A 23442-nucleotide genomic window follows, 5' to 3' on the forward strand; every position below is an offset into this window, starting at 1 on the left:
TAGTTAGAACTTCAGCCCCCTTAACAGAATTTTCAATCGTATCATCGATTGACGGTTCTGCAGAGGAATGATTGCAAAGGATTGTTGTTTAAAAATTATTTTCTTTTTTCTTTTTCCACGGCATTCCTAAAAGGAGGAAGCCATGAAGAAAAATATGTTGGTAGTTGCCACCACCGCCACCTGTCTTTGTTTCGGTCTCGTCACATCCGTTTTTGCGGAGCCGAGCTGCAAGATTGTCACAAATGGCAGTCAGGTCACGGTAGCAATTTCGGATACAGGTGTCGTGTGGTCGGATGGACAAAAGCCGCCCCAAGGGTGGGTTTCCTATCCAGGAACTGGTCGTGCGGGCGACATAGCCGCAAGCTGCTCCGACAACGGGGCGAAGTGCGCCGCTGCCAAATGGTATCTGCGTTTCGCTGATGCCAGTCAGGGCTGGCCGGTTCTCGATTCCGACTCTCGGGTAGTGAAATGCGTCTATAACAACGGCGCAATTAGCTGTCACTTCACCCTAACCAGTAACATGAAGACTTCGAATGGTCAGGGGCGTATGCACTATGCCGCCAAGATAGGTGACCAGGTGGTTGCGGGCTATCAGCCGCAGTCCGGATGCGCCGTCGACAAGGAAAGCATCGGCGGTCATCCTCACACCGTGATCAAGTAACAACGTTTGGTCCTAAGCCTCGAAGAGAAAGTAAACGCAATGCGTTTATGAGTATCTTCGGGGCTGTTTTTTATGCGATCTTTGAAAGAGATTCTTTGTCCATGAGAATATTCTTGAGTCCCAAGAAAGTGCCAAATAGTATGAAAAATACCCATTGAATGGGAGTATTTTTGTATATATTGTCGGAAAGTGATGCTATCAATATTGTGCTAGCATAAAAAGAGAAAACGATAGCGATATCTTTGTAGGGTTTTGGAAGTGTGAAAAGCTTGCGTATTTCTTGTGCAAGGAGAGTGAGGTACATGATAAATATGGAGAGTCCAAGCCATCCGTCTTCAACAAAGAATTTTACGAAGTCGTTGTGGGAATCGGTACTTCCGAATTGGATGCCTCGTATTTTTTCGGCATACATGCTGAATGTGTCCGGTCCAACGCCGAAATACTGCTTGCCGTCCATGCGGAGTTTTGCGGTAACATCGCTCCATATGCCTTCTCGCCAGGAAACGGAGCTGTCGGCGCTTGTCTGGAAACTTTCGAGTACGCGATTCTGAACCGAGGGAAGCGCTACGAGAAGAATTATCGGTATGATGATAAGTGGAAGAATGAGCGCTCGATAGCGCCAGAGAGCGAGTGCGAGCAAGAAAAGAAACAACGCGATCCATGCGACTCGGGTGTATGTGAGGATGAGAAGTGCCATGGAGGAAAGTAGGATTACGGGGAGCCAGAAGATTTCGAGAGCGTCTATTGCACTGTTTTTCTGGGTTGTTAAGGAAAGATTTTCTTTGAGAAAGTATATAAGGACAACGATGACTGAGAGAGAGTAGAGAAAAATAGCAAGAGCATTCGGATGAGCGAATGTCCCGTAAATTCTGGGAATGCCAACGACATTGTCTGAGAGTCCAATCCCAAAAAATGCCTGACGAGTTGCTTCAAGCATTGGAATGATGCCGGACAATAGGAGAAGATATAGAACTTTCTTCACGTCTTTTAGAGAAGTCACAGATATGAAAGCAAGGAAGCTTATGGAAAAAATGGAAATCAATCTCGCGATTTCTTGGACACTCGTGAGGGGGCTCATGCTCCATGGCGTGAGAATAATGTTCATGCCGATAAGCAAAGAAAAAGGTTTCCAAAGTACAAAGCGCACGAGCTTTTTGTTGTGGAGAATAAAAATAGCGATGCTTGCGAGAAGGAGGAATACGCCAAGCATCTGCGAGAGACTGAGGGATATATCCTTGCCAACTGTCAGGAAGGTGTTCTCAGAAAGGTGATCGAGAGACATGCGAGTGACAAGGAGTATCCCCAAGAGAGCGATTGGTTGCCGAAGCGCAGAAAACGAAATGCAAGCAAGTGTTAGTGCTATTGAAAAAATAGGACTCTGGTTGAGAAAAGCGGTTGCGAAAAGGGAAAAGAAGAATACACTGAAACAGAAGAGAATTTTCTTTAGGGAAATCACAGCAGAGTATAGAATTCAATTTATACAGAAAGGATATATCATTTTCCAGTTTATTGCTACAATACACAGCATCTCTTCTATTTGTATAGTTTTGTCCAAAATCGCGGAGCAATGAGAATACTTTTGATTCATAAACGCCATTTTCTGGCGGGAGGAGCGGAAAGAGCCTATCTTGAGATGGCGGATGTTTTGATGCGCGCGGGGCATGAGGTTGCGTTCTTTTCCATGAAACACCCTAAGAATCATCCAACACCCTGGGAAAAATATTTCGTTGACACAGTAGATTATCAGGATTCGTCGATGAATTTTCTTGAAAAAATCAGGACGGTTGGAAAGATATTGTGGAATCGGCAGGCAGAAAAGAATATGGAACGGATTATCCTTGATTTCAAGCCGGATATTGCACATGTTCATAACATTTTCCATCAAATATCTCCTTCTATATTCCGTCCACTCAAAAAGGCACATGTCCCCGTCGTGATGACATTACATGACTACAAACTGATCTCTCCGAATTACTATTTATTCGTTCGTGGGCGCATATGGGATCCGAAACGAGGTTCCTTATGGAAGTGTGTCAGAGACCGATGCGTTAAAGATAGTATTTGGAAGAGTTTGGTTTGTGCTATTGAGGGTTTGTTTCATCGAAGTATTCGTGCATATGATTCTATCCAGGCATTCTTTTCTCCTAGCCACTTCCTTGTAGAGAAATTCCGCGAATATCAATTTTCGAAAGAAGTGCAGTACCTGCCTAATCCTTTAGTTCCATTTCCTGATGATCTCTCGTTCCTGCCCCTATCCGACGAGGCTCCATTTGTTTTTATTGGACGCCTTTCTCCGGAGAAAGGCGTTGATACGATTCTTCGCGCTGTTTCTCTATCAAGGGATATTGCAAAGGTTCGCATCGTTGGAGATGGTCCAGAAATGGAGTCTCTCCAAAGGCTTGCACGAGATCTTGGTGTGGAACCGCGCGTGGAGTTTTCCGGGTATCTTTCTGGAGAAGTGCTTGAAGAAGCAAGAAAGAATGCGCGAGCTATTATCATTACCTCTCTTTGGTATGAGAATATGCCATATGCGCTTACGGAGGCACTTGGCGCCGGTAAAGTTGTTATTGCTTCTCGTATCGGTGGAATTTCGGAACGAATCCAAGATAGTAAGAATGGATTTCTATTTCATCCTGGCGACGAAAAAGAGCTTGCTGAAAAGATGCAATTAGCGAGCCGAGTCGATTCAGCTAAGATTGGTGGTCTTGCACGAGCATCTATTAGTGGTCTGCGCGAAGAAAAGTTTCTTGAAGAACTTCTCGCTGTGTACAGGCAGTTGGTTCCATAATGTTTTTGGGCTATCTTTTTAGAAAATCCATCGAAAGGAAAAAATAAAACCGCCTGATGGCGGTTTTATTTGTGAATAGCTGTGTTTTGGATGGGGCTGTTTTTTCTATGGTAGACGTATGGATCTATTTGAAGTATGAGATGAACCAGTGCTTCTTTTATGCAGAGGAGGGAATAGACGAAAACGTAGTTCCACGTTCGCCTCAATCTGCGTTGAGGTTGAAGCAAGAGTCGCCACAGCCATTCAAGACCGAACTTTCGGATGATGAATGGTGCTCGTTTCTGCTTGCCGGTAAGGAAGTCAAATGCCCCTCCTACTCCCATAGCAAGACAAACAGTGCTTCCGGGTATGCTTTGGAGTTGTGCCAGGGAAATTTCCTGAAGTCTTCCACCAAAATTGGAGAGAACGACGGAATGATTAGATGCCTTTCTCAACGATGTCTTTATGGAAATCGGCGAATTTACTGAAACATCGGATCCGAACACTCGTAGTCTCGGAAATTTTTTCTTGATAGCAGACTTTGTTTCTTGAAAGGTGCTTAACCCACAACTATTGACCAAAAGAAAGACGGAAAGATTTGTATGCTCCGAGATTTCGAGTACGTACTCCATGAAGTCAGATCCGGGTACTCGTCCTTTGGGAATTTTCCCTCTAAGAAGAAGAGGAATGTATATTCCAATCCCATCAATAGTCGAGAGGTCAGCATTATTAATGGCATCAAGGAATTCATTATCCCTCTGAGCCGTCATGATGAAATCGGGATTTATCGTGACAATCCGATGGAATTCCGTAGAACGCAAACTATTTTCTACGAAGCGCTTTGCTTCATCGATGGAGGTGTTCTGAATTGTGACGCCAAGGGCGCAAATACGGTCCATATGGTAACTTCAGTAAGTTCGAGAGCTGTATTGTTGCGAACGTATTAGTGTAGCAAAAATCAGGATAATAGTCAAGTGGGCAGACGAGGTAAATAGTCGTGTTTTGTATGTATGCATTTTTTCATCCATTGACAAACCTGCTTTATTTTGCTATTGTTCACCGTTAACTCTTTATGCCCTTCAGGGTCTGCGTTTTATGAAGAATAATGTGAAATCATGGCTTATTGAAGCAGGAATATCGATTTTTATCGTAGGGACTATTGCGCTTCCGTTTTTTGGTTTTGCGCGAAGTGGTGACAAGATTTATGTAGACAAAGACGCTTCCGGTAGGGAAGATGGCTCGTCTTCGCATCCATACAAGACAATTTCAAGCGGGCTTGATAAAGCAAGGGGTGGTGATGAGGTTATTGTGGCCTCCGGAACGTATAAGGAGCGAGTTACTATCCCGAGTGATGTGAAGCTCTCTGGCTCAGGACAGCAAAAAACTTTTATAAAATCCGATGACAAGGATGATGCTGTTGTGGAAATGAAAAGCGGATCAAAGCTATGGGGGTTTACTGTTGAAAATGGGAGAATGGGGATTTATGTCAACAAAGATGCAAAGGTGGATATTGTAGGGTCTAGAATTCGTGACAATAGACATGAAGGTATCTTTGTGGAAAAAGGCGATCGAACCGATAGAAAGCTTGTGAGTATTTCAAAGGTTGAGATTATTGGTAACGGTTGGTCCGGAGTATATTCGAAGACGCGAAAAATTTCGATTACGGAATCCGACATAAAAGATAATGGTAAGAATGGCGTTGTATTCGAATCTGGTGTTCGTGCATGGATTGACAACAATTCAATTAGCGAGAATAAAGGATCTGGTCTTGTAATGAATCTTGATGGCGCCGATGTGACGGTTGCGAGCAAGAATACATTTCGCAAAAATGATCGTGAAGGAATCGAAGTGAGTTCGTATGGCACAACGGGCACAATCGATATTAAGAAATCCCGTCTTTCAGAGAATGGGCACTATGGTGTCGCGAGAATTTCTCGGACGGCAAGTGCTTCCGTGTCGATATGGAACGGATTGGTGATTGAGGGAAATAATACTTTCTTCGGAAACGGTTTGGGGAATACGTCGCCAATTGTGAGAGGATTCTAAATATCTGTCATCTGGTAATTGCGTTCCTTACAAGACAAAAACAAAAACGAAAACGAAGGGGAAATTTCGTAACGACTTCTTGTATGCGCATTGCGTTTATCGGGCAGAAAGGCATCCCAGCAAAATCCGGAAGTGTTGAGAAATATGTTGAGCGAATTTCGGTGCGCATGGCGGAGAAGGGTCATGATGTTTTTGTCTATGCGCGGGCGCACTATACCGATCCGGAACTTCGTGCGTGGAAAGGGGTGCATATTATTCATGTACCGAGTATTCCAACGAAGCACTTGGATGCTATTTCGCATACCTTTTTTGCGACAGTGCACGCGCTTTTCCATCGTTACGATATCATTCATTATCAGGCGGTTGGACCGTCGATGCTCTCGTTTATTCCCGCAATGCTTTTGCGTCATGCGCAGGTAGTGTCTACCTTTCACTGTCGTGACTATTTTCATCAGAAGTGGGGGTGGATTTCACGGAGGGCACTTCGTTTTGGTGAGTGGGTTGCCTGTCGCGCTCCGAAGAAGACTATCGTTGTTTCGAAGGAGCTTCTCGAGTATACGAAGAAAAACTATGGCCGTCATGCGGAGTTTATTCCCAATGGGGCAAATATTTCCGAAAAGGCGATAGCGACAACACTTGGTGAATTTGGACTTCGTGAGGGTCGCTATGTGCTTTCGGTTGGGCGGCTCGTCGGACACAAAGGCGTGCACTATCTCATAAAGGCGTTTCTTGAGCTTGAGGATACGAACAAATTGCCGAATAATACGAAGCTTGTCATCGTCGGTTCGCATGCGAATACGAAGGACTACGAATCCTATCTCCATCTCATGGCGAAAGGACGAGAGAATGTTATCTTTCTCGGTGAACGCTTCGGACGAGAGCTCGAGGAATTGTTCTCGCATGCAGGACTCTTTGTGCAGCCGTCGGAATCCGAAGGCATGCCGATTGTTCTCCTCGAATCGATGGCACATGCCTTGCCGACACTGGCAAGTGATATCCGTGTGCATTGCGAAGTGCTCTCGGGTGTCGGGCTACTTTTTCAGAACAAGAACGTAGCAGACCTCCGTGACAAGATGGCCTTCCTCCTGAATGCGCCGGAAGAGGGGAGTCGACTTGGGGTTGCGGCGCAGAATCGTATTCGAAATGAATATTCTTGGGATGCTATTGCTGAGCGAACGTTATCTGTGTATGAGTCAATCCTGCCGCAGACGAAGAAGCTCAAGCGATTAAATTTCCGGAAGCGACTTCATGCTCAGCATATCCGTTCAATCGGAACCGAATTATGATGAAATTCCTCGCCAATTTTTTTCAGGCATTCCCGCGGTATTTCTTTTTGCTCTTCGTGGTGTTTTTCGCAGTGGGATTTTTCGTTTTCTATGAATCATTCCGCATGTATCGTGCGGAATCGGAATTAATCGTGATTTCTCATGGACCTACGGTCTCTGCCGATGAGGTTGCTGTGACACTCTCGCACATTCCTTCGACGCTCTCTTTCTATGATCGACTCCGAGAGGATCACAGCAATGTGAGTGATCCGTGGACAGGAGACTCTCCTGCTGATCGGAAGCTCGCGTGGAATCGTGTCATTGATGCGGCGTCAGTTTCTGGGAGCAGCGTGATTCATCTGTCGGTTGTCGGCAGTGATCCATCACAGGCGAGTGCGTTGCTGAGCGCTTCTATCGAGACGCTCTATGGTTTCTCGGGGCGGTTGTATAATCGGAATACAGAGGCAGAGATGCGGCTTCTCGAAGACGTTATCGTTCGTTCGGTGGTGACAAATGCCTGGGCACTTTTCTTGCTTAGCGCTGTATGTTCGGCGCTTGCAGCGCTTCTCATTTCGTTGCTCTTGCAGAATTCGGAGAACTTTTTGAAACGAGCAACGCTTCCCGATATTTCTCTCTTTCGCGCAAAGTATCTTCCTGCACATTTGGGAGGGCAAGGGAAAGAGGGGATTCGTCCGGTAGGATCATTTCCGGATATTACGCAAGAAGAGAGTCATTTGCCATCTGAAGTGTCCATAATTTCAGGCGAATCGGCATCTTCGACACTCTCGGCACCTCCAACTGAAGAAATATCTCCATCGCCTCATGTGAATGATATTGATGAGTTAGCATTATCGGTTGCAGAGCCTATAGAAAACAATGTAGACAAAGAATCTTCACCAAGTAGAGCCTCTTCAGAGTCTGTTTCAGGAGAAGAGAAAAGAGAAAGCTATGAGTCGAGAATGAGTGATGAACCGGAAGATATATGGGAGAAACCTCGTTTTGCTCCCGTAGGGAGAATGAGAATCGGCATGAAGCAGACAGGAGAGGGAGGTTTTTCTCAGAAGAATGCTTCCGAAGTTGCCCCTGCTGATGTTCGAAATGACACGGTGTCTGAAAAAATGCCGGAGAAGATTTCTGCAGAAGAGAAAAGGCAGGAAACAGTATCGGAGCAAGTCAGAACAACCTCTCATCGAAATGAAACGAGAGCGGGTGTTCCGGGGAATCTCACGACGGTTTCGGCACAGGATTTTACCTGGGATAAGTTTCTCTTTCAGGATGAGGAGAATAGTTCGAAAAAAGAGGAGAAGAAAGAAAGAGTGGATGAAGGAGAGTCAGAATCGAAGACAGAAGTTGTTTCAGCTTTGGAAAGCGCAGTGAAACACGAGCCGACGCCCGAAGAACTCAAGGCGCGACTCAATCAACTCTTACGAGGCGAGCTCTAAGAATCTGTTTATAATCGTCATATGAAACGCTACTCGTGGAAATTTTGGATACTGTTTTGGTCAATATCACTCCTCTTATTGTCGAGTTGGTTTTGTTTTCTCGAAATTCGAAACGGTCACTGGAAACTTTTTGATGTACCGACGCGCATATTGCCCGTTTCAACAGAAACACGTAAGGATATGCGCGCGCTTTTGTCGATTGCCGACTTCGTACTCAAGAAAGATGATGTGACGCGAACCTATCTCGTCCTCTTTCAAAACAATTATGAGCTTCGTCCGGGCGGGGGATTTATCGGATCATTTGGTATTGTAAAAATACGAAATGGCGAACTGCTCGATTTCGCCGTGCATGACACGGGGAACTTTGACGGGCGTATACCCTCGACGGTTTCGCCACCCTATCCGATGAAGGAATTGCTTCGTATCGATTCATGGAAACTGCGCGATTCGAATTATTCTCCGGACTTCCCGACCAATGCTCGGCAGGCGGAAACCTTTTACCAGATGGGCGAAGGCAGTGAATCATTCGACGGCATTGTCGGTATTACGACAGATGTCTTGGTGTCGTTTCTTGGTGTCACTGGTCCGGTCGAAGTACCGGGATATCCGGGCACGTATGGTGGAGAGAGCGCCGTGTGGGATCTCGAATATCAGGTGGAGAAGGGCTTCATTGATCAGGGTATCGAGCGGGGGGATCGGAAGTCGATGATGAATCTCTTGGGACTCCAGGTACTTGATCGTCTGAAATCTCTGAGCCTTACGGATCGGTACCGCTTGTTTGAGGTGGCACTTGCCGATCTTCATGCCAAGGATATCCAGCTCTTCTTCGATGATGAGGGCGTGACGCAGAAAATTCAGGATGCCGGTTGGGACGGATCGATTAATCAGACATGGAAGAATGATTCTTTCCTTGCTGTCGATGCAAATTTGGGCGCGTGGAAGAGTGACTACTTCGTGAAACGTTCATACGAGTATACGGTAGATTTTTCTGGCGAAAAGCCTCAGGCGCGTTTTGCTCTTACTTATAATCATACGGCGACTGAGAAAGATTGGCGCGTCAACAATTACCAGTCATTCCTTCGTCTCTATGTGCCGAAGGGGAGCTGGCTTGTTTCGTCGGAGGGATTCTTGGGCGACACGACATTTGGTGATGAACTTGGCAGGAAAACTTTTGGCGGTATCGTACAAGTCCCCCTTGGAACAGAGAAAACAGTTGCGTTTACCTATACGCTTCCCGATACGGTATCGTCGGCGTTCTATGAACTTGATATTGAGAAGCAGCCGGGATTGCATCGCGTCCCTGTTTCAGTGACGGTTATCAAGAAGGATGGATCGAAAATTCAGAAGCAATTTGTCTTGGATCGAAATGTACGGATACTTGCAACCGGCGAGCTGATTGAGCCATAGCGTGTTGGATTTGTGTGTGATTTGCTTTGACTTTGCCTCTGATTCGCCCTAGAATACAGGGGCTTTTCTTCTTTCAGGGATTGCCGTGTTCAGACTCGTAAACCGCGCTTTCAACAAATTCTATGGGACTCTTTGCAAAAATTTTTGGATCGAATGATCGCGTAATCGCGAAACTACGCCCGATAGTTGCGCGAGTGAATGGGCATGAGGCAAAGATAAAAGCGCTATCCGACGATGCCCTGCGGGCGAAGACGGAAGAATTTCGCGCGCGTATTGCAAAGGGCGCTTCGCTTGACCAATTGCTTCCTGAGGCATTTGCTGTCGTCCGCGAAGTAGCGAATCGTATTATCGGCGAGCGGCACTATGATGTTCAGTTGATGGGCGGTGTCGTATTGCATCAGGGGAAAATCGCCGAGATGAAGACGGGTGAGGGGAAGACCCTCACATCGACTCTGGCGATTTATCTCAATGCGCTTGCCGGAAAGGGCGTGCATGTTGTGACGGTCAATGATTATCTTGCCAAGCGCGATGCGAACTGGATGGGATCGGTGTACCACGCACTGGGAATGTCGACCGCGTGTATTCTCCAACAGGGTATTTCCTATCGCTATACGCCGACAGTGATTGATCGGGATGAAGTCAGTGTTGAACCGGAAAATCTTATCCCGATTTCACGACGCGAGGCATATGCTTCGGATATCACCTATGGGACGAATAACGAATTTGGCTTCGACTATTTGCGCGACAACATGGTGCAGAATGCCGAACACATGGTACAACGCGACCTTTTCTACGCGATTGTCGACGAAGTGGACTCGATACTTATAGACGAGGCGCGGACACCTCTCATTATTTCGGCGCCAGACGCCGAGTCGACCAAGCTTTATCAGCAATTTGCGAGTATTGTTCCGCGACTCAAGAGCGAGGAAGACTATACTGTGGATGAAAAGATGAAATCTATCTCTATCACCGAGGCAGGCATTGCAAAGGTGGAACAGTCGCTTGGTATTGGGAATATTTACGAGTCCGGGCGCGTGCAGTATGTGCATCATTTGGAGCAGTCGCTTAAGGCAGAAGTGATTTTCAAGCGCGATCGCGACTATGTCGTGAAAGATGGCGAGGTTATTATTGTCGATGATTTCACAGGGCGTCTCATGGTTGGGCGACGCTATAGCGATGGATTGCACCAGGCAATTGAGGCAAAGGAGCGTGTCGCGGTGCAGAAGGAATCTCGGACTTTGGCGACGATTACGTTTCAAAATTATTTTCGCCTGTACGAAAAGCTCGCCGGTATGACTGGTACGGCGATGACGAGTGCGGAAGAATTTCGCAAGGTGTATGAGATTGATTCGATAGAGATTCCCACGAATAAGACGATGGTGCGGAAAGATCTTCCGGATATTGTCTACAAAACCGAAGAGGAAAAGTTTCGTGCTATTGCCAAAAAATTGAAGACGCTTCGCGAGGAGGGACAGCCTGCTCTCGTGGGAACGATTGCGATTGAGAAATCGGAATATCTGAGTGCGCTACTCTCACGAGAGGGCGTGCCACATGAAGTCTTGAATGCGAAGAACCATGAGCATGAGGCAGCGATTGTTGCGCGGGCGGGGCAACTTGGCTCTGTGACGATTGCGACCAACATGGCGGGTCGTGGGACGGATATCAAGCTTGGCGAGGGTGTCCGCGAAGTAGGAGGACTCTGCATCATCGGTACTGAGCGGCATGAGGCGCGACGCATCGACAATCAGTTGCGCGGGCGCGCAGGTCGTCAGGGCGACCCGGGAACATCGCAGTTCTATGTCTCACTTGAGGATGAACTCATGCGACGATTCGGTGGCGACACACTGAAAAATATGATGACCCGACTTCGCCTGCCCGAAGATGAGCCGATTCAAAACGGGCTTATCTCGAGAACTATCGAGAGCGCGCAGAACAAAATCGAGGGATTCAACTTTGATATCCGGAAGCACGTGCTCGAATACGATGACGTGATGAATAAGCAGCGGGAAGTCGTGTATCGCCGTCGCCGAACCGTCCTTCGCACGAGTGATATGCGCAGTGATACTCTGCGACTTTTGGGAGAAGAATTGGAAAAGATACTCTCCGCGCATGCCGTCTCCGAAGATGGCGGATGGGATACAAATTCTATCTTGGATGATATAAGAAATATCTTCCCGATAGATGAGAAAAAAATGCGCAATCGTCTTGATGCTATTCTTCGCGATTCTTCGAAAGAACAGCCGGCGAAAATTTCTGCAACTATTGGAGACTTTCTCGGTGAGGCGAAAGTGGAATACGGGAAAAAAGAAAAAGAAATCGGGACGGATGCGTGGTTGCATATTCAGCAAACAATCTTTCTGCGAACACTCGATGCTTTGTGGATGAATCACCTCGATGAAATCGACTATCTTCGGCAAGGAATTGGGTTGCGCGGTTATGGACAGCGAGACCCATTGGTCGAGTACAAGCGAGAGGCATTCAATATGTTTGTAATTTTGTTGGAGAGTATTCGCACGACGTATCTCACGACCATTTTCAAAATGGTTGCCGTCCCCACTCCGTCCGTTGAAACGGAAATTATTCCACAGAATGCCGAATACCGCGGAGCCGAAGAGACTTCGTCATTTGCCTCCACGGAAAAAGAAAAACCCGCTATACAGAAGCCAATCTCTGTCGGTCCCAAAGTAGGAAGAAATGATCCCTGCCCCTGCGGTAGCGGGAAGAAGTATAAGAAATGCCATGGGAAATAATCGTAACGTATGATCCACTTTATTACCGGGAACAAAAATAAGTTCGAAGAAGTGAAAATGATTTTTCCTGATGTGGAACAATTGGATATTGATCTTCCGGAAATTCAAGAAATTGATACGAGAGAAATAATACGGAATAAGCTATCGGAAGCGTTTCGCTATGCAACTGGAGAGTTCATTGTTGAGGATACCTCTCTTTCTCTCGAGTGCTTAGGCGGGCTGCCCGGACCTCTGATAAAGTGGTTTTCAAGGACTCTCGGAAATAATGGTTTGGCTGAAATTGTCGGAAAGTTGGGGAATGATAGGGCGGAAGCAAAGACGGTTATCGGATATGCGAGGAGTCGTGAGGAAATCTATTTTTTTGAAGGAATACTACAGGGAAGAATAGTGAAACCGAGAGGAGAGACAGCTTTTGGCTGGGATTCGATATTTTTGGCAGATGGTCATAAGAAGACTTTTGCAGAAATGAGTCGCGAAGAGAAAAATGCTATCAGCATGAGAAGAAAGACACTTGATAAATTGAGTGAGTTTTTGAGGACATAGAACTTGTTGTATGAGCAAATCCTTCAAGGTTGCGCAATTGGGAGGCAAGGTGATATGAGCAAAAGCCAAAAGAGTTGCTGACGTTCATGGTTTGGGAGTGACGTGGATTATTCGCGATGTTGTTCTTGGTAACTGAAGCGTCATGGGAGGGAGGTACAATAAGAGAAGGCAAGAGAAGCTGTGTTTTTTCTATGAATTATCGCCGAAAACAATTGAGTGCAGAGGATATTGAGCCAGTACTGCTTCGAATACAGCCGTCTCCGAAATACGGTGGCATTGGAGTTTTTGCTCTCCGCGATATTAAAGGGGGTACGATATTATGTGATGTTGAGAAAATTAGCGAGGAAGTTTTCGTCCCCTGGGAAGAATTTGCAAAGATAGATGCGGCTACGCGATCGTTTATGATTGATTTTTGTGCCGAGGACAAGGATGGTTTCTATAGCCCGATTGATCTGAACTATCTCACCATTCCGGGACACATGAATCATCACTGTGAGGCGAATGTAGGATGTGATGCGGACGATAACTTCGTCGCAATACGAGATATCAAGAGGGGAGAAGAAGTGTGTCTTGATTACGCCTTCGTTATATCCAACCCTGCCTATACTATGAAATGCGCATGTGATTCCAAGAAATGTCGAGGGATAGTCACAGGAAATGACTGGAAAAACCCCGCCTTCCGGAAAAAGAATTCCAATTTTCTCTCATCAAATGTGAGGAAATTTGCAAACAAATAAGAGAAAGTTTATTTTTTCCCCACCATTTTTCTTCAAGAGTCTATGAATGATACATTGCTTAAACTTGGGAAATATCGTCATTACAAAAACAACAAAGAGTATGAAGTGATTGGTGTAGCGAAACATAGTGAGACACTTGAGAATATGGTTGTATATCGGGCATTGTACGGAAGTGAGATTTCATCGCTCTGGGTGAGACCGCTCGCTATGTTTTTGGAAGAAGTGGAAGTGAATGGAAAAATGGTTCCAAGATTTGAGTTGTGTGAATTGGCATGACTATGAAGTGTAAAAAATTCTATGCTGGCGGATTTTTCTATAATCCAGTGACAAAAGAAGTATTACTCCACAAGAGAGATTCAAAAACATTGGTAAACCCGAATAAGTGGGCGTTCTTTGGCGGATTAAATGAAACTGGAGAAGCACCTTTGCAAACATTTTTGCGAGAGATAAAAGAAGAACTGGATGTGAATCTTTTTCAGGATGCCGTTAGCTGTCTCTGTGATTATTTCAATGAGGAATTACAAACTCATCGATACATATTTTTTGTAGAGAGCTCTTTGAAGAAATCAGCGATGAATCTTGGCGAAGGAGAAAGTTTCGATTGGATTTCGATTGAGAAAGTTTTTGAATATGACCTTACTAAGAAAACGAGAATGGACTTGAAATTATTTCTTGAAAAACTTGTTTGAAGAAGTAAGAAAATATTATGAAAATCATTCATAAAAATCAGGTAAAGACTTTCAGAAATAATGAGAGCTGCACGGCAACTGAATATCTGATGGGAGAGAGTGTGATATAAATAGCGCGTTCCTCGTACTGACGGGGAGATACCCGAGTGCGGGAAAGGTAGTGAACTCGAAATGTAAAGAGTTGGCGTATGTGATGAAGGGTTTCGGCAGGATTGCTGTTGAGGGAAGTGAAATCAATTGCGAAGAAGGCGGCATGATTTTTATTGAGCCTCATGAAAAATATTTTTGGGAGGGTACACTAACACTCCTTTTTTCTCATCAAATGTGAGGAAATTTGCAAACAAAAAATAAGATGAGGCTAAGATGAGATTTGCACCATATGAGCTCTATTATCAACATCGAAATAAAAGCGAAGTGCGCGAACCAAGAAACAATTCGGAGAATTTTGAAAGACAGCGGCGCTGACTTTAAGGGAACTGATCATCAGATTGATACGTATTTCAAAGTGCCGAATGGGCGATTGAAGTTGCGTGAGGGGAATATAGAGAATCATCTCATTTTCTATAATCGCATAGAGACGAAAGGACTCAAGGAATCATCGATACTGCTCTATGACTCAACGCCAGGGTCGACGTTGAAGGAAATCCTTTCGAAATCGCTCGGTATTCTTGCTGTCGTAGATAAGCGGCGGGAGATATACTTTATCGAGAATGTAAAGTTTCATCTCGACCGTGTAGAAGGACTGGGTACGTTTGCCGAGGTAGAAGCAATTGATATTGATGGATCAATCAGTAAGGAGCAACTTTCGGAACAATGCGATCGATACATGAAGCTCTTCGGTATACAAAAAGACGACCTTATTGCCGCATCGTATAGTGATTTAATTTTGCAGTCGTGAGCCACCTTGCGGGATCGAACCGCAGACCTGCACGTTACGAGTGTGCCGCTCTACCAACTGAGCTAAGGTGGCGCCTCCTTTTTTGATTACAAGGCTCAGTGTAAGTGAAGCGTGGAGAAAAATCAAGGTTTAGGCGATATTTTCAGAAAAGAAGTTCTGTGGTATCTTAGTGGTATGAATGATATTCGGAATGAGATGGAAACGATGACTCAGAAACTCCTGCATCTGCGGGACTCTCTTTGATGTGGCGGGGAAGTCACAAAGAATTGTTGAGCTGGAGAGAGTGTCGCAGGCGGAGAATTTCTGGGGGGATGCGCAGGAAGCGGGGCGCGTGATGAAAGAACTTGAGAGGCTTCGCGAGGAGCGCGCGCTTTTCGATCGACTCTCGAAAGAGCTCGACGATATCCGAGAGCTTTCTGCGATGGAACTCGAGGGGCAGGAAGCAGAGGATGTCGCGTCGCAGTATACGCGGGTTTCCGAGGAAATTGAGGCGCTCGAGTTCAAGACGCGTCTTGGTGGTCCATATGACAGTCACGATGCTATACTTGCTATCAAGAGTGGCGCGGGCGGTGTGGATGCACAAGACTGGGCGGAAATGCTCCTTCGCATGTATCTGCGATGGGCAGAACGTCGAGGATTTGTCGCGAGTGTTTTCGAAGAGTCGAGAGGAAACGAGGCGGGTATCAAGAGTGTGTCGGTCAAGATAGAAGGAGAATACGCATTTGGGTATCTTCGCAGTGAAATGGGTACCCATCGATTGGTCAGACTCTCTCCGTTTAATGCAGACAATTTGCGGCAGACGTCGTTTGCCTCGGTGGAAGTTCTGCCGGTTCTCTCGGCGAAAGAGGGAACAGAGATAAAGCCGGAGGATCTCGAGGTGGATACCTATCGATCGTCCGGTGCGGGCGGGCAAAATGTCAACAAGACCGAAACCGCTGTCCGTATCCGACATGTTCCGACGGGTATCGTGGTGTCGTGTCAGACCGAGCGTTCGCAATTGCAAAATCGTGAGAATGCTCTCACTATGCTTCGCGCCAAACTCGAACAGCTGAGACTCCAGGAGGAAGAAGATGAAAAACGCGCGCTTCGCGGTGAACAGAAAAGTGCCGACTTTGGAAGTCAGATTCGCTCTTATGTCTTGCATCCTTACACGTTGGTCAAGGATCACCGGACGAAATATGAAACACCGCAAGTGCACGAAGTTCTCGATGGCAAACTTGATGAATTTATGGAAGCCTTTCTTAAGACACAGAGTAGGGAATAAGAAATGAAGAAGAAAGTAATGATCTACGATAAAGAAATCTGACTCCTTATTTGTTCTTCTTGATCCCTGATTTTTTCTCTTTATGATTCGTTTTGAAAATGTTACGAAGATCTATCCCGGCGATGTTTCTGTTTTGCAGGACATTAATTTGCTTATTGAGCCGGGGGAATTTGTGTCGTTTGTGGGCGCGAGCGGAGCAGGGAAGTCGACGCTCCTCAAGCTTATCTATGCCGAGGAAGAGCCGACGGCGGGAGAGATATTCTTTGGCGAGCGCTCCATTGGCACCATCAAGCGGCGGCTCTTGCCGTACTACCGGCGCAATTTTGGCACGGTGTTTCAAGACTTCAAGCTTCTCTCTCAGCGCACTGTTTTCGAGAACATCGCCTATGCACTCGAGGTTGATGGGAAAAGTGCGGCGGAAATTGCCGAGGAGGTGCCACAGATACTCGATATCGTGCGTCTCACGCAGAAAGCGGACAAGTATCCCAAGCAACTCTCCGGCGGTGAGCAGCAGCGCGTTTCTTTGGCACGGGCGCTCGTGCATCGCCCGTCTGTCCTCATTGCCGATGAGCCGACGGGGAATCTCGATCCCGCTTCCGCCCAAGATATTATCCGGCTCTTGCTTGAAATAAATAACATGGGAACAATCGTGCTTCTCGCGACGCATAACAAGCCGATTGTCGATGGTCTCCAGAAACGTGTCGTGACACTCGCAAATGGTGCGGTTTTGCGTGATGAGAAGCAGGGGAAATATATTGTCTGACATTTTGCATGTGCCTATGAGTATGCCAAAAGGAATCAAACTTGTTCGAGCGATTCGCGAGGGAGTACGGAGCTTTGTCCGTAGTGGCTGGCTGTCTGTCTCGGCGATTCTCACTATCGCTCTTGCACTCTTCATCATCGGACTTGCCGGTGTCGAGGCACTCGCAACGCGCTCTATACTTCAGAATTTGGAAGCGAAGATGGACATTACCGTCTCATTCAATGCGGACGTGAGCGAAGATCGCATTCTCGCTATCAAGTCTGAGTTGGAGAAATATCGCGAGGTGCAGTCTGTCGCCTATACGTCGAGTGAAGAAGCATTGAAGAAGTTTCGTGCGCAGAGTGAGGCGTCCGGAAACAAGGACGTGATAGACCAAGCACTCCAAGAAATCGGCGAAAATCCGCTCTTTGCATCACTTTCAATTAAGGCGCAGTCGCCCGAACAATACAAAACGATTAATGATGCTATCGAGTCTGCTTCATTTCAAGGAGATATTTTCCGTGTCAATTATCGCGAGAACGAATCTATCATCAATCAGCTCACCGCTATCAATCGCGAAGTCGTGCGGCAGGGGACGGTGCTCGGTGTTATTTTCCTCCTCATCGCCTTTTTGGTGACGTTTAATACTATCCGCCTTACCATGTATGCGCGCCGCGATGATTTCGAAGTGATGCGACTTGTCGGCGCGTCAAACCTCTATGTCCGCACGCCATCCGTCGTTGAGGGCATTCTCTATGGGAGTATTGCTGCGATGGTCTCAATGCTTTTCCTCTATCTCTATATCGGATTCCAACGAATAAACCCGTTCTCAAAAAGTCTCATCGAAGGCGCCGGCCTCATGGGTTCTTTCGTCCACAATATCCTCTGGATATTCTCGGGACTCCTCGTGCTTGGCATCACTATTGGCCTCATGAGCGGTTTCCTCGCGGTGCGTCGCTATATGAAGATATAGGCTATTTTCTTCCAGTCGCTTGATTTTTCGGGCGGTTTTGGCTATCCTTGGGGAAGGACTATCGCAGTCCTTCCTCTTTTTGCGAGAGGGAACAAAGGATATCGTGTGGGGAGTAGCCAAGCGGTAAGGCAACGGGTTCTGGTCCCGTGACGCGGGGGTTCGAATCCCTCCTCCCCAGCTTGCAAAACAAGACAATCTCATTCCCTATTGACTATGAATTGGAATTCTACATGGGATTTTCTTAATTCAAGTTTCTTTATAAGCATCATTACACTTGCCGTTGGCACGATAGCTTTTTGGCTTTATGACAAACAAAAGAAAGATTCAAAAAAAGACGCTGCCAATATAATTCTTCTTGAAATTCAAAGTGCTGAGAGAGTTCTTGGGCAAATAAGTGAAGAGGTTAGATCGGGAAAGTTACCAAATAAACTTTTACTTCCTACTGAAAATTGGAGTAAATATAAATATTACTTCGTCAGAGATTTTGACAGAGATGAATGGGATTTAATCACAGAGTTTTACAATAATGCGAAATTATATGATGAAGCAGTCATATACAATAACTCACTTTTTCAAAAAAATGAGGAACAAATACGCATAAATATGCTTCGCACACCAGCAGAGTATATTCGGGAATTTTTAGAAAGTGTTGAGAAAGATTCCCTTACTAACGTCGATGAAAATCAAAGATTAGAAAAGATATTTGAAAAATCTCAGAAATTCCAAAAAACTTATCTTTCTCGTATTGGGTCTTTATTTTATAGCCCGCAAAAACCCCTTGACGACGCTACAAATGCCTTTAACGGAATAAATAGAACGATTTCTCAAACTTCTGTTGGCAATAAACTTAAAAAATTTTCAGGACTGAAGAAATAAACTAACCTATATGTTTTTATCTTCTATAGAAGAGTTTCCAACTTTGTTCCATCCAACGACAGACAGACTTAATCAACATATCAACCTCTATGGAACTGCGACCGGAAGTACGATCAGCGAGAGCAGCTGGCCCCGATAGATTCGAGGGTCATGACGCGTTCAGTGATAAGAGGAGGGGGATAGTGTCCGAATCCGGAGAGATAGATTTCCGTCGTTTCCTTCTTTCTTCCGATCTGGAAATACGAAAGAAGCTCCATGATTTGCGGGATGCTGTAGAAAGTTTGCATGAACGATTTCCAGAAATGATTGGATGTACTTTTTTCGGTTCCCAGACCAAGGGGTACGCGCAAAAACGATCGGATATCGACGCCTATTTGTTGGTAGATGAAGACACGGTCTCCGACAAAATCCGGACACAGGCTCACGACCTGTCAATTAATCAAGAACTCATGAAAGAAAGAAGACTTGATGAACTCCATGAGGAGATAGTGAAGTCGCTTCACAAAATCGGACTCAATCTGGGACTGGGATCGGGGATTGGGATACGATCGATTTCCTGGAAAAAGATTGAACAATTCTGTCAGGGCGACATTCTCGATGAAAATAACCTCGCTGTCATGCACTTGTTCCATATGGGAGTCGGAAACAATATCTACTCGCGCAGAGAACAAATCATCTCCACGCTAGAGAACATGGGAGGTGCCGGTGAGCGGCTCTGGACGGTCCTGATGGAAAAACTTTTTCAGTGGGAAAACAAATTCTTCAATGAGACACTCAAGAAGAAGCGTCGCGAACTTTACCCGAAGACCTTATCGGAAGGAAGGGAATACTTCCTTAGAAACGCTCCGAGATAAATACATCCCAACTTCGTCCCAGAGCTCTAGTAGAACCATATGCGAGAAAAAATCCTCCAGCTAATACAAGGAATCCAGCCTGTAGATGAGTTTGAAAGAACTCATCAAGAGGATGCTTTGAGATGGATTGAAAGCGGTGTAGAAATATTTCGAATTGAAAAACCTGACAAGCCACCGAAACATCTTGTCTCTTATTTTGTTGTGGTGGACATTGGCAATAAGTCAATCCTTCTTGTAGATCACATAAAAGCCGAGCTCTGGCTTCCTGCTGGTGGACACATCGAAAAAGGAGAACATCCCAAAACTACTGTAGAAAGAGAAGCATTGGAAGAACTCAATATCCAATCCAAGTTTCTTAGTGAAGAACCTTTCTTTATAACAATTACCACAACCGTTGGGAAAACTGCAGGACATGTAGATGTTAGTCTATGGTATATCCTAACGGCAAATGTCGAAGATCCTATCCGGTATGATTCTGGTGAATTCAACGGATACAAATGGTGGACATTTGATGAAATTTTAAATAGTGATATCCGATCTTTTGATCCGCACATGCACCGACTAACTCATAAATTAAAGACTTGTTTAGGAACCTAGAATCATCAATTTCATCTCACAACCCCAGCCACTCTATGTTCTACCAAATGAAATTGAATCCGGAGCCGTTCGAGAAGATAAAAACGGAACTAAGGTTATTGAGATGCGGCTCCATGATGAGAAGAGAAGGCTTCTCAAAGTCGGCGATGAGATAGAGTTTCGACTTATCGACGATGAGGAGAAAAAGATTCTTACGAAAGTTATCAGTCTCTCGGTGTTTCCTACTTTTCGGGAGTTATTCAGCGCCTTCCCGCCAAATGAATACGGGAGTCTCAGTCAGGATGAATATGGGAAAATGCACGACATCTATTCTCCAGAAAAAGAGAAAGAGTTTGGCGTATTGGCTATTCGGATTCAGTTTCTTTCTGAAGTACGCTAAAAAGGTTGATGAGGTAGCATCACAAAATCAGGAGAACATTGTATAATAGGGCCATATGAATCTCAAACAGTGGCTTATATTCCTCGGGTTTCTTGTGCTCTTGCACATGGCGGGCATTATCGGATCCTTTTTCACGGTATCGGAAATAAACGGCTGGTATGCCTCGCTTACAAGACCGGCGTATTCTCCACCGAACTGGGTATTCGGACCGGTTTGGACAACGCTCTATACACTCATGGGTATCGCTGCGTTCCTTGTGTGGCGAAAGGGATTGCGCAAGGGGGAGGTGCAAATCGCACTTGTGCTGTTTTGTATACAGCTTTTTTTGAATACGCTCTGGTCGATCATCTTCTTTAGTGTACACTCACTCCTTGGCGCATTTGTTGAAATTATGTTCTTGTGGTTTGCTATTCTTGCTACAATCATTCTCTTTGCAAAAGTCTCCCGATTGGCTGCGTGGCTCTTGGTACCGTATCTTCTGTGGGTTGGATTTGCCGCTTCTCTCAATTTCTCATTTTGGAGGCTGAATATATGAACCACAGAATCATACATGTTCACGATCGGATGCAACACGGGTATAACTATGAACTGTCTGAGCCGGTAGGGAAGCGCTTTGATCCACGATTCAAACCCGATCTCACACCCAAGCAAATGCTGGAACTTGGTGTCTTCGGCGGGGTGTATATGCGAGATTGCGCGGCGGAATTTCCAGGCGACTGGTTCGCGCATGCAAAATTCCAGCATGAGGGAAGCTTCAAACCCGATCCGAATATAAACTACTTCGGCGTCAATGCCAGCGAGCCGCTCTCCGTATGGCAGGAAAGAGGATGGATTCATCCGCAGGATCCGCGAGGCTGGTTTCAATGGTATTGCCGATACTTCCTCGGCCGCCGAAGCAAAGATGATGACCGACAGATCAAGCGATGGATGGCAATAGCGAGACATATTGCACAGATACGAAAAAACTGCCGCCCGGGCGATGCCAGTTGCCGCAGGAGGCAGCGGCAGGCGGTGCTTCACTGGGCCTATGACAGCTGGAGGATGTGATATTTTTTTGCTACTGATGCACGTCTCGCGAAGACACTGGAAATAGTATCGGTTGATGCTAGCTGTAATCTCCTAAAATATTTTTATGCCATCCTCCTCACAAAATGACCGGAAAATTAAAGCAGTGGTGTTTGACTTTGGCGGTGTCATTCAATTCTGGGGAAGGGGAGATACGATCAAAGGCGTTGCTGATATTCTGAATATTTCAAAAGAGACATTTCAAAAAGAATATTTCAAGTACAATCACCTGAGCAATGTTAATAATATTTCGTTTGAAGAAATGGTCCTCGGTGTCGTCAAATATTTCGATGATTCAAAAGAGATACAGGAGCGCGTGAAAACACATCTCCAAGAAGCTCGCGATGCAAGGACAATTAATCATGAACTAATAGCGTTTTTCCCCGAACTCATGCGGCAGGGATACCAGGTAGCCATATTCAGCAATGCTACCTCGCGACTTCGCGAAGAGTTAAAGGTGCTTGGCATTGATACACTGGTTCATGAAATAGTTATTTCCGGAGAGATCGGTTTTCAGAAACCGCATAAGGAAGCGTTTGATGTTCTATTCCAGCGACTCAATGTTCTTCCGGAAGAGGTGGTATTTATCGATGATACGCCGAAGAGTTTGGAAAAAGCTGATGAGATAGGTTATACGCCGATTCTTTTCAAGGATAATGCGCAACTTAGAACTGAATTACAGCATCTCGGAATAAAAATGTAGAAATATTTTTGGTAGAAATATTTTTGATTGATGCTGAGTATGAATACGAAATTTCTTGTGTTGCAGTTTCGTCCGGAGGATGATGCGTCAGATGGGGAATTTGAGGCAATGCTTCGTTTTGGAAGGATTCGACCGGAAGAGGTGGAACGGGTGCGAATGGAACAAGGAGCAGTGCCGAGTCTTGATGTGAAAGAATATTATGGCATTCTTGCAGGTGGCGGACCATTTAATATAAGCGATTCGGAAGAGAAAAAAGGTGCTGTCGGAAAAATGGTTGAAGAACATCTTTTCCCGATGGTGGAAGAGATTATTTCAAGCGATATTCCGTTTCTCGGCGCGTGCTACGGGCTTGGTGCTCTTGTGAAGATGCTCGGTGGCGCGGTGTCCAAGAATGGTTTCGCGGAGGTGGCAGGGGCGACGGATATTGTCATAACATCGGCAGGGAAATCGGACGCGCTTTTGGTCGGACTTGAATCGCCTTTCCGAGCCTTTACGGGGCACAAAGAAGCGTGTGAGTCGGTGCCGGAGGGTGCTGTGCTTCTGGCTACTTCTCCTCAGTGTCCGGTGCAGATGATTCGCGTCAAGCAACACGTGTATGCGACGCAGTTTCATCCCGAGCTTGATCCGCAGGGAATATGTGTTCGTATTGACGCCTATCGGCATCATGGGTATTTCGCATCCGAAGAGGCGGAATCACTCAAGGAAGCGTGTCTTCGGGAACACATTGTAGCTCCGTTGGAAATCTTGCGTCGATTTGTTGAGAGGGCGAGAAAAGTATCATAGA

General features: G+C 45.8%; 25 protein-coding genes and 2 tRNA genes. 24 read left to right on the forward strand and 3 right to left on the reverse strand.

Going from position 1 to position 23442, the window contains the following annotated elements:
- Positions 1 to 142 precede the first annotated feature (142 nt).
- Positions 143 to 661, forward strand: coding sequence for a hypothetical protein (locus tag IPJ67_01705; protein QQR77841.1), 519 nt, complete (start codon positions 143 to 145; stop codon positions 659 to 661).
- Positions 662 to 731: 70 nt separating this feature from the next.
- Here the strand turns inward: IPJ67_01705 and IPJ67_01710 are convergent, their stop codons facing one another.
- Positions 732 to 1943 carry an O-antigen ligase family protein gene (locus tag IPJ67_01710; protein QQR77842.1) on the reverse strand — a complete coding sequence of 404 codons (1212 nt, stop codon included), beginning with the start codon at positions 1941 to 1943 and terminating at the stop codon, positions 732 to 734.
- Between the two features lie 285 nt (positions 1944 to 2228).
- Here IPJ67_01710 and IPJ67_01715 point away from each other — a divergent pair, with 285 nt between their 5' ends.
- A complete protein-coding gene (locus IPJ67_01715; protein QQR77843.1) occupies positions 2229 to 3449 on the forward strand; it encodes a glycosyltransferase in 1221 nt (406 codons plus the stop codon).
- 65 nt (positions 3450 to 3514) lie between these two features.
- Here IPJ67_01715 and IPJ67_01720 read toward each other — a convergent pair whose 3' ends face one another.
- Positions 3515 to 4327 carry a WecB/TagA/CpsF family glycosyltransferase gene (locus IPJ67_01720; protein QQR77844.1) on the reverse strand — a complete coding sequence of 271 codons (813 nt, stop codon included), beginning with the start codon at positions 4325 to 4327 and terminating at the stop codon, positions 3515 to 3517.
- A gap of 208 nt (positions 4328 to 4535) precedes the next feature.
- On the opposite strand from IPJ67_01720, the gene IPJ67_01725 reads away from it, so the two are divergent.
- The 10 genes from IPJ67_01725 to IPJ67_01770 all read left to right on the forward strand — a co-directional run bounded on the left by IPJ67_01725 (position 4536) and on the right by IPJ67_01770 (position 15205).
- Positions 4536 to 5474: a right-handed parallel beta-helix repeat-containing protein gene (locus IPJ67_01725; GenBank protein ID QQR77845.1), complete on the forward strand. Its 939-nt coding sequence runs from the start codon at positions 4536 to 4538 to the stop codon at positions 5472 to 5474.
- A gap of 83 nt (positions 5475 to 5557) precedes the next feature.
- Positions 5558 to 6760: a glycosyltransferase family 4 protein gene (locus IPJ67_01730; GenBank protein QQR77846.1), complete on the forward strand. Its 1203-nt coding sequence runs from the start codon at positions 5558 to 5560 to the stop codon at positions 6758 to 6760.
- Positions 6757 to 8181, forward strand: a complete 1425-nt coding sequence (locus IPJ67_01735; GenBank protein QQR77847.1) for a hypothetical protein — start codon at positions 6757 to 6759, stop codon at positions 8179 to 8181. Before IPJ67_01730 ends, IPJ67_01735 begins: the two co-directional genes overlap by 4 nt.
- A 21-nt stretch (positions 8182 to 8202) precedes the next feature.
- Positions 8203 to 9588 (forward strand): DUF4012 domain-containing protein, encoded by a 1386-nt coding sequence (locus IPJ67_01740; protein QQR77848.1) that lies wholly within the window; start codon positions 8203 to 8205, stop codon positions 9586 to 9588.
- Between the two features lie 122 nt (positions 9589 to 9710).
- Positions 9711 to 12338, forward strand: a complete 2628-nt coding sequence (gene secA / locus IPJ67_01745) for a preprotein translocase subunit SecA (protein ID QQR77849.1) — start codon at positions 9711 to 9713, stop codon at positions 12336 to 12338.
- A 9-nt stretch (positions 12339 to 12347) separates the two neighbouring features.
- Positions 12348 to 12881, forward strand: coding sequence for an RdgB/HAM1 family non-canonical purine NTP pyrophosphatase (gene rdgB, locus IPJ67_01750; protein QQR77850.1), 534 nt, complete (start codon positions 12348 to 12350; stop codon positions 12879 to 12881).
- 191 nt (positions 12882 to 13072) lie between these two features.
- Positions 13073 to 13618 carry an SET domain-containing protein gene (locus IPJ67_01755; protein ID QQR77851.1) on the forward strand — a complete coding sequence of 182 codons (546 nt, stop codon included), beginning with the start codon at positions 13073 to 13075 and terminating at the stop codon, positions 13616 to 13618.
- A gap of 42 nt (positions 13619 to 13660) precedes the next feature.
- Positions 13661 to 13894 (forward strand): DUF1653 domain-containing protein, encoded by a 234-nt coding sequence (locus IPJ67_01760; GenBank protein QQR77852.1) that lies wholly within the window; start codon positions 13661 to 13663, stop codon positions 13892 to 13894.
- Between the two features lie 47 nt (positions 13895 to 13941).
- The gene (locus IPJ67_01765) at positions 13942 to 14307 is read left to right on the forward strand and encodes an NUDIX domain-containing protein (GenBank protein ID QQR77853.1); all 366 of its coding nucleotides are present in this window, start codon (positions 13942 to 13944) and stop codon (positions 14305 to 14307) included.
- A gap of 379 nt (positions 14308 to 14686) precedes the next feature.
- A complete protein-coding gene (locus IPJ67_01770) occupies positions 14687 to 15205 on the forward strand; it encodes a class IV adenylate cyclase (protein QQR77854.1) in 519 nt (172 codons plus the stop codon).
- Here IPJ67_01770 and IPJ67_01775 read toward each other — a convergent pair.
- Positions 15205 to 15277: transfer RNA gene (locus IPJ67_01775), tRNA-Thr, on the reverse strand. The genes IPJ67_01770 and IPJ67_01775 overlap by 1 nt on opposite strands.
- A gap of 151 nt (positions 15278 to 15428) precedes the next feature.
- On the opposite strand from IPJ67_01775, the gene prfB reads away from it, so the two are divergent.
- The 12 genes from prfB (at position 15429) to IPJ67_01835 (ending at position 23441) form a co-directional block, all read left to right on the forward strand.
- Complete coding sequence (gene prfB / locus IPJ67_01780) at positions 15429 to 16469, forward strand: peptide chain release factor 2 (protein ID QQR78029.1); 1041 nt, start codon at positions 15429 to 15431, stop codon at positions 16467 to 16469.
- A gap of 82 nt (positions 16470 to 16551) precedes the next feature.
- Complete coding sequence (ftsE, locus tag IPJ67_01785) at positions 16552 to 17232, forward strand: cell division ATP-binding protein FtsE (GenBank protein QQR77855.1); 681 nt, start codon at positions 16552 to 16554, stop codon at positions 17230 to 17232.
- A gap of 22 nt (positions 17233 to 17254) precedes the next feature.
- Positions 17255 to 18184: an ABC transporter permease gene (locus IPJ67_01790; GenBank protein QQR77856.1), complete on the forward strand. Its 930-nt coding sequence runs from the start codon at positions 17255 to 17257 to the stop codon at positions 18182 to 18184.
- A 106-nt stretch (positions 18185 to 18290) separates the two neighbouring features.
- Positions 18291 to 18362 (forward strand) — tRNA-Gln (locus IPJ67_01795).
- A gap of 35 nt (positions 18363 to 18397) precedes the next feature.
- Positions 18398 to 19060, forward strand: coding sequence for a hypothetical protein (locus IPJ67_01800; GenBank protein QQR77857.1), 663 nt, complete (start codon positions 18398 to 18400; stop codon positions 19058 to 19060).
- Positions 19061 to 19149: 89 nt separating this feature from the next.
- Entirely contained in the window at positions 19150 to 19914 is a 765-nt protein-coding gene (locus tag IPJ67_01805; GenBank protein QQR77858.1) for a hypothetical protein, read from the forward strand.
- Positions 19915 to 19953: 39 nt separating this feature from the next.
- On the forward strand, positions 19954 to 20511 hold the full coding sequence (locus IPJ67_01810) for an NUDIX domain-containing protein (GenBank protein QQR77859.1): 558 nt from the start codon (positions 19954 to 19956) through the stop codon (positions 20509 to 20511).
- Between the two features lie 103 nt (positions 20512 to 20614).
- Positions 20615 to 20890: an isomerase gene (locus IPJ67_01815; GenBank protein ID QQR77860.1), complete on the forward strand. Its 276-nt coding sequence runs from the start codon at positions 20615 to 20617 to the stop codon at positions 20888 to 20890.
- Positions 20891 to 20945: 55 nt separating this feature from the next.
- Positions 20946 to 21425: a tryptophan-rich sensory protein gene (locus IPJ67_01820; protein ID QQR77861.1), complete on the forward strand. Its 480-nt coding sequence runs from the start codon at positions 20946 to 20948 to the stop codon at positions 21423 to 21425.
- Complete coding sequence (locus IPJ67_01825; protein ID QQR77862.1) at positions 21422 to 21937, forward strand: hypothetical protein; 516 nt, start codon at positions 21422 to 21424, stop codon at positions 21935 to 21937. The genes IPJ67_01820 and IPJ67_01825 overlap by 4 nt, the downstream gene beginning before the upstream one ends.
- An 85-nt stretch (positions 21938 to 22022) precedes the next feature.
- Positions 22023 to 22658 (forward strand): HAD-IA family hydrolase, encoded by a 636-nt coding sequence (locus IPJ67_01830; GenBank protein QQR77863.1) that lies wholly within the window; start codon positions 22023 to 22025, stop codon positions 22656 to 22658.
- Between the two features lie 39 nt (positions 22659 to 22697).
- The gene (locus tag IPJ67_01835) at positions 22698 to 23441 is read left to right on the forward strand and encodes a glutamine amidotransferase (GenBank protein ID QQR77864.1); all 744 of its coding nucleotides are present in this window, start codon (positions 22698 to 22700) and stop codon (positions 23439 to 23441) included.
- Position 23442: the final 1 nt, after the last annotated feature.

The organism is Candidatus Moraniibacteriota bacterium, assembly GCA_016699385.1.
Taxonomy (GTDB): Bacteria; Patescibacteriota; Minisyncoccia; order Moranbacterales; family UBA1568.

What these genes read in the sequence shown, in the direction of transcription:
- IPJ67_01835 (QQR77864.1), top strand. Translation starts at nt 22,698, where the DNA reads ATGAATACGAAATTTCTTGTGTTGCAGTTTCGTCCGGAGGATGATGCG.
- IPJ67_01790 (QQR77856.1), top strand. Translation starts at nt 17,255, where the DNA reads ATGCCAAAAGGAATCAAACTTGTTCGAGCGATTCGCGAGGGAGTACGG.
- IPJ67_01830 (QQR77863.1), top strand. Translation starts at nt 22,023, where the DNA reads ATGCCATCCTCCTCACAAAATGACCGGAAAATTAAAGCAGTGGTGTTT.
- IPJ67_01805 (QQR77858.1), top strand. Translation starts at nt 19,150, where the DNA reads ATGGAACTGCGACCGGAAGTACGATCAGCGAGAGCAGCTGGCCCCGAT.
- IPJ67_01815 (QQR77860.1), top strand. Translation starts at nt 20,615, where the DNA reads ATGCGGCTCCATGATGAGAAGAGAAGGCTTCTCAAAGTCGGCGATGAG.
- IPJ67_01755 (QQR77851.1), top strand. Translation starts at nt 13,073, where the DNA reads ATGAATTATCGCCGAAAACAATTGAGTGCAGAGGATATTGAGCCAGTA.
- IPJ67_01710 (QQR77842.1), bottom strand. Translation starts at nt 1,943, where the DNA reads ATGTCTCTCGATCACCTTTCTGAGAACACCTTCCTGACAGTTGGCAAG.
- IPJ67_01730 (QQR77846.1), top strand. Translation starts at nt 5,558, where the DNA reads ATGCGCATTGCGTTTATCGGGCAGAAAGGCATCCCAGCAAAATCCGGA.
- rdgB (QQR77850.1), top strand. Translation starts at nt 12,348, where the DNA reads ATGATCCACTTTATTACCGGGAACAAAAATAAGTTCGAAGAAGTGAAA.
- secA (QQR77849.1), top strand. Translation starts at nt 9,711, where the DNA reads ATGGGACTCTTTGCAAAAATTTTTGGATCGAATGATCGCGTAATCGCG.
- ftsE (QQR77855.1), top strand. Translation starts at nt 16,552, where the DNA reads ATGATTCGTTTTGAAAATGTTACGAAGATCTATCCCGGCGATGTTTCT.
- IPJ67_01825 (QQR77862.1), top strand. Translation starts at nt 21,422, where the DNA reads ATGAACCACAGAATCATACATGTTCACGATCGGATGCAACACGGGTAT.
- IPJ67_01800 (QQR77857.1), top strand. Translation starts at nt 18,398, where the DNA reads ATGAATTGGAATTCTACATGGGATTTTCTTAATTCAAGTTTCTTTATA.
- IPJ67_01770 (QQR77854.1), top strand. Translation starts at nt 14,687, where the DNA reads ATGAGCTCTATTATCAACATCGAAATAAAAGCGAAGTGCGCGAACCAA.
- IPJ67_01810 (QQR77859.1), top strand. Translation starts at nt 19,954, where the DNA reads ATGCGAGAAAAAATCCTCCAGCTAATACAAGGAATCCAGCCTGTAGAT.
- IPJ67_01735 (QQR77847.1), top strand. Translation starts at nt 6,757, where the DNA reads ATGATGAAATTCCTCGCCAATTTTTTTCAGGCATTCCCGCGGTATTTC.
- IPJ67_01820 (QQR77861.1), top strand. Translation starts at nt 20,946, where the DNA reads ATGAATCTCAAACAGTGGCTTATATTCCTCGGGTTTCTTGTGCTCTTG.
- IPJ67_01705 (QQR77841.1), top strand. Translation starts at nt 143, where the DNA reads ATGAAGAAAAATATGTTGGTAGTTGCCACCACCGCCACCTGTCTTTGT.
- IPJ67_01760 (QQR77852.1), top strand. Translation starts at nt 13,661, where the DNA reads ATGAATGATACATTGCTTAAACTTGGGAAATATCGTCATTACAAAAAC.
- IPJ67_01720 (QQR77844.1), bottom strand. Translation starts at nt 4,327, where the DNA reads ATGGACCGTATTTGCGCCCTTGGCGTCACAATTCAGAACACCTCCATC.
- IPJ67_01715 (QQR77843.1), top strand. Translation starts at nt 2,229, where the DNA reads ATGAGAATACTTTTGATTCATAAACGCCATTTTCTGGCGGGAGGAGCG.
- IPJ67_01740 (QQR77848.1), top strand. Translation starts at nt 8,203, where the DNA reads ATGAAACGCTACTCGTGGAAATTTTGGATACTGTTTTGGTCAATATCA.